General features: G+C 59.4%; 5 protein-coding genes. All 5 read right to left on the reverse strand.

Translation table 11 applies throughout. The features are described from left to right. Window positions 1-165: 165 nt before the first annotated feature. Window positions 166-1,434, reverse strand: a complete 1,269-nt coding sequence (locus JMF90_RS24410; protein ID WP_307730539.1) for an MFS transporter — start codon at window positions 1,432-1,434, stop codon at window positions 166-168. A 196-nt stretch (window positions 1,435-1,630) separates the two neighbouring features. Further along, window positions 1,631-2,524 carry a LysR family transcriptional regulator gene (locus JMF90_RS24415; RefSeq protein WP_011549036.1) on the reverse strand — a complete coding sequence of 298 codons (894 nt, stop codon included), beginning with the start codon at window positions 2,522-2,524 and terminating at the stop codon, window positions 1,631-1,633. 76 nt (window positions 2,525-2,600) lie between these two features. Then, entirely contained in the window at window positions 2,601-3,506 is a 906-nt protein-coding gene (locus tag JMF90_RS24420) for a LysR family transcriptional regulator (RefSeq protein WP_011549035.1), read from the reverse strand. A gap of 147 nt (window positions 3,507-3,653) precedes the next feature. Next, window positions 3,654-3,920, reverse strand: a complete 267-nt coding sequence (locus JMF90_RS24425; RefSeq protein ID WP_260525823.1) for a DUF4148 domain-containing protein — start codon at window positions 3,918-3,920, stop codon at window positions 3,654-3,656. 387 nt (window positions 3,921-4,307) lie between these two features. Then, window positions 4,308-4,806 (reverse strand): short chain dehydrogenase (locus JMF90_RS24430; RefSeq protein ID WP_201325523.1); only part of this gene is annotated, 499 nt, incomplete at its 5' end.

Below are 4,806 nucleotides of genomic sequence, written 5' to 3' on the forward strand. Positions count from 1 at the left end.
TGAAGCGCTGTGTTGGCGTACGCTCGAACCGCTTCGGCAGGAAGCACCTTCGACGTCGATGCCGCTGACACTGCTTTCCAGCAGCCGGCACTTCGGGCAATTCCGCCAGCCTTTGCTGGCGGCGCAGCTTCGGAAGCGAACGGCGTACGTGCCGCCAAAACCGGGTCAGTCGAGCTTTTCGGTCTTCTTCAGGCGCGCACCATTACCAATGAGCAATGCCGAAAGAACGAGCAACACGACCCCGCCCATCAACGGAGCGAACACGCCGATGCGATCGAGGAGTTCTCCCCCTAGCGCGCCGCCCAGCATGATCGCCAGCTGAATCGATCCGACCATCAAGCCCCCACCGCTTTCGGGCTCGTCGTCGATTTCCTTCGCCAGCCAGGTGGACCACGTGACGGGAATCGCTGCATTCACGGCGCCCCAGCCGATCATCATCGTCGCGGCGCCCGCGAACAGGTGGCCGAACTGCACCAATCCCAGCGTCGCGGCGGCGAGCGCAATCGGCAACCAGCGCAACAGAGGGTAAACATGGTTGCGGTGCAGCATCGTGCCCGCGAAATGGGTCCCAGCAAAACCGGCCACGCCCAATCCGAGCAATAGCATCGACAGTTGATTGGCGTCTGCTCCGGTTACCGCTTCCAGAAACGGACGGAAGTAGGTGAACGTCCCGTAGGAGCCGGCGAAGGTGAGCATGACCGCAACCATTCCGACCGCAACGTTTCGGCGCTTCAGCAGTCCGAACAACCGGGTGATGGGAATGGCTGCTCGGGGGGGCATGCTCGGCAGGCTTACCGCTTGCCATACTAGATTCACCAGTACCAAAGGCACCAGCGCAGCAAATACGAATCTCCAACCCAAATGGCCACCGACGTACGCGCCAATCGGAGCAGCAAAGGCTGTCGCGATCGCATTACCCATATAGATCGTTCCGAGCGCCTTGGGTACGCGTTGTGCCGGCACCAGTTGAATCACCGTGGCTGTGGACAACGACCAGAAACCTCCGACCGCAAGCCCCAGGAACGCCCGCGCAATCATCAGCACCGCGAAGTTCGGCGACACGGCGATCAGCACGATCGATATCAGCATCAGAACCGTCATGCTCATCAACACATGCCGACGATCGAAACGCCCGGCGAGCGGCGCGACGAACAAGCTGGCCAGGACGGCGAAGAAACCGGAAATCGAGATCGCCTGACCAGCGATGCCCTCGGTTGCATTCAAGTCATGCGCAATCGGCGTCAGCAAGCTGACCGGCATGAACTCCGAGGCGATCAGCATCGCCACACACAGCGCCATGGCGCCTACCGCGCTTCCTGTCTGGCGCGGCGAGGAAACGAATGAAGAAGATGAAGGGGTCATGATGTTCGCTCCCAAAAATGCAGGACGCAGCAACGCCAACCCATCCGGCGCGCGGATAAAGCATTGGTGCATCTCAACGGAGGTATTGGCTACCGACGGCTCGACGTGAGCGACAGGAATGCATCGCTAGCGGCCCCGGCTTCGAAGCCCATAATAGGTCGAGGAGGCCATTGGCGAATACGCCGATTCCGGAATAGACCGATGCATCGGATTGATAAATCCGACGATGAGAACGTGCTGGATTGCTCAACCACTTCGACGTGAACAGCTACTTCGTGTGTCGAAGTGCGTCGATCAGAACGTGCATCGCTCGCGAAATCTCGCGCTGAGCCGAGTAGTAGATGTGATATCCGGGGGACGTGCGCCACCATGGTTTCAACACCGGCACCAATCTCCCGGTTTCGAGATGGGGTTGCGCCAGGTCCTCGTGGAGGTAGGCCAGCCCGTAACCAGACAGTGCCGCGTTCAACACCTGGTAAATGCCGTTGAATACGAGCCGCCCGTCGGCCCGGACATTCACTTTTCGCTGACCTTTACCGAGTTCCCATGCGCACAGGTTTCCCAAGGTCGGAAGGCGAAGGTTGATGCAATCGTGACAGACCAGATCCTGCGGCTTGGTCGGCACTGGTTTCGAAGCGAAATACGACGGCGCAGCCACGATCGCGAAACGTTGGTCGGGTCCAATGCGGACGGCAGAGATATCTTTCGACAACTCGTCGCCGAGACGCACCCCAAAGTCGTACCGGCTCTGGACGATATCGGTCAACGCATAGTCGGCGTTCACCTCCACCTTGATCTGCGGATACAACGCGAGGATCTTCGCAAGGCGCGGCCAGAGCAACGTATCGATGGCATGCTCCGGCGCTGTGATGCGGATCGTTCCTGCTGGAACGTCCCGCATTTCAATGATGCTCTTGAGCTCTGCTTCAATGTCGTTGAACCTGGGCTCGACGACCTGCAGCAATCGTTCTCCAGCTTCGGTCACGGATACGCTTCGGGTGGTACGTGTAAGCAAGCGCACACCCAACCGCGTCTCCATTCCGCGAATCGTATGGCTGAGCATCGACTGCGAGATACCCAACTGCGCGGCCGCACGAGTAAAGCTACGTTCGCGCGCAACCGCAATCAATGCGAGCAACTCGCTGTAGTTTTCCCGTGACATTTATCGATTCCATGCAGAGGGACGCGACGTCTTCACTTGCAATCTGGCCCGCGCAGACGAGAAGAGCGCTCGCACACTAATGCGCATGACGCAACGCGGATACAAGAAGGGCCATCGCTCCCGACGGTTGTCGCCGGCTGGGATAGTACAGATAGAACCCACCCCAAGACGGACACCAGTCCGTCAAGACCGGTATCAAGTGCTGCGCCTTGATATACGGTTCGGCGAGATCTTCCGGAACATACGCTAGCCCAAGCCCCGCCACCGCACCGGCCAGGCATTCGTAAATGTCGTTGCACGCCAACTGACCGTCGACGCGAACATTGACCGGTCGTCCGCCTTTTTCGAACTCCCACGCCCATAATCCGCCATGCGCCATCAGTCGCAAGTTCACGCAGCTATGGTGTATGAGATCACCGGGTGTCCGAGGCACTGCATGGGTGGCAAAGTACCGCTTCGTGCCCACGACGGTGAAGCGAACGTCAGGACCGATTTGAACGGCGATCATATCCTGCGCAATCGCTTCGCCAAGCCGGACTCCGGCATCGAACTGCTCGGCCACGAGGTCGACAAAGCGATTGTCGATACTCAGCTCGACCTTGATATCAGGATATTTGGGCAGAAACTCTTTCAGCTTGGGAGCGAGAATCGTCCGGCTCGGATAGTCCGGTGCGGTGACGCGAATGGAGCCCCTCGGGCTGCCACCGAGATCCGACAGAGCGGACATCTCCGCGTCGATTTCCTTCAAGCGCGGCGCAACGATGTGAAGGAGCCGCTCGCCTACTTCAGTCGGCGTGACGGTACGCGAATTTCGCGCGAGCAGTCGAGCGCCGAGCCGCTCCTCCAGCGCACGAACTGCGTGACTGACTGCGGATTGGGACACACCCAACTGCACGGCAGCTCGAGTAAAACTTTTCGCGCGAGCAACGGCGATGAGTGCCGTCAACCCGCCAAAGGAATCGCGCAGTGTACTGTCTTCCATGATCGATCATCCACCGTCTCGTCATTGACAGCACCATACCATCGCCATATCCAACACGCAGCCAATTCCTTTCCACTAGCGCTCCCCGAAGCAGCGCCTCGCCCCGCATCGCCGCAACGAGCGGCCACGGTCGTACGCCGAACCATTTCACTTGTCCGCGTCGCCGCCGAACGCAACATGAGACGTGGGCTGGGCCGCGGTGCGCATGCCTGCAACCTCTCGCGATGCTGCTTGTGCATCGTCAACCCACGTACGTGGGTTCGCACGCGCCGGGTTGAAACCCGCAGCTGCATATTGGTTCGCTTCCTGAAGGACTTGTTCACGAGTCGGGCCGTTCGACACCGACTGAGCCGACGCAAACAACGGTGCGAGCATACCGAGTGCAATAGCAAAAACACCAAGACGGATTTTCAAGGTATGGACTCCATAATAATTGCAATGATTTGGCCAAGGCCATCTGGCGCCTATCTTCGCCACGAGCAGTGGGGAACCCTCCCCGGAGGGTGGAATTGCCTCAAACCAATCTGCGATGGCTTGTACGCGCCAGGCTCGATGTCTCTCTACCCATGCACATCCGAAGCCGCCCGCTTATTGTGTGTGGATTGATATCAATGGCGACGTGTTGATCTACGCTTCGAACGATACGTTCGGCGCTCGACGGGATCAAGCTACGCGCTTGCTAAGACCTATGCACTGTATTAATAAATCGTCCCTCCAGCCCGTGAAACCTTGTTCAATGACGCATCTGCCCGGACGACCTTTAGACTGCTGCTTGCAGCCTTCGCCGCAAGCGCGCTAATTTCAGTGCCCAACCCGATAGATGCGGCCGCTATGCACGCCCTCCACGCTGCGCCGATACGCCATTGCCACACGTGTCGCCGGCACACCTTCGTAACCGGGAAAGAACGGCCCGAACCGTTCCGCGGATTCGATCAGCATGGTGGGACTGACCGCATTGATTCGGATACCCCGACGAAAATCGCACGCAGCAGCACGCACGAACCCTTCGATTCCGGCATTCGACGCCGCGGCGTGAGCACCCTGCGCAATCGGATCATCGACGGCGATGCCGGACGTCAGCGTGATCGAGCCGCCATCGCTCAGGTAATGCTGCCCCACCAGCGCGACGCGCACCTGACCGAGCAGCTTGTCCTGCAGGCCTCGATGAAAATCGGCCGCCGTCATCTTTTCGATTGGCGCCAATATGACGTTGCCTGCGGCGACGACGATGGCATCGACGCGCCCGATCTGCCCGAACAGCGAACCGACGCTGTCGTCACGCGTGATGTCGACCTGATGG

The organism is Burkholderia sp. E168m23 (assembly GCF_016586125.1).
In the GTDB taxonomy this organism is placed as follows: Bacteria; Pseudomonadota; Gammaproteobacteria; order Burkholderiales; family Burkholderiaceae; genus Burkholderia; species Burkholderia orbicola.

Coding starts and splice junctions, on each gene's coding strand:
- JMF90_RS24410 (WP_307730539.1), bottom strand. CDS start 1,434: ATGCACCAATGCTTTATCCGCGCGCCGGATGGGTTGGCGTTGCTGCGT.
- JMF90_RS24415 (WP_011549036.1), bottom strand. CDS start 2,524: ATGTCACGGGAAAACTACAGCGAGTTGCTCGCATTGATTGCGGTTGCG.
- JMF90_RS24420 (WP_011549035.1), bottom strand. CDS start 3,506: ATGGAAGACAGTACACTGCGCGATTCCTTTGGCGGGTTGACGGCACTC.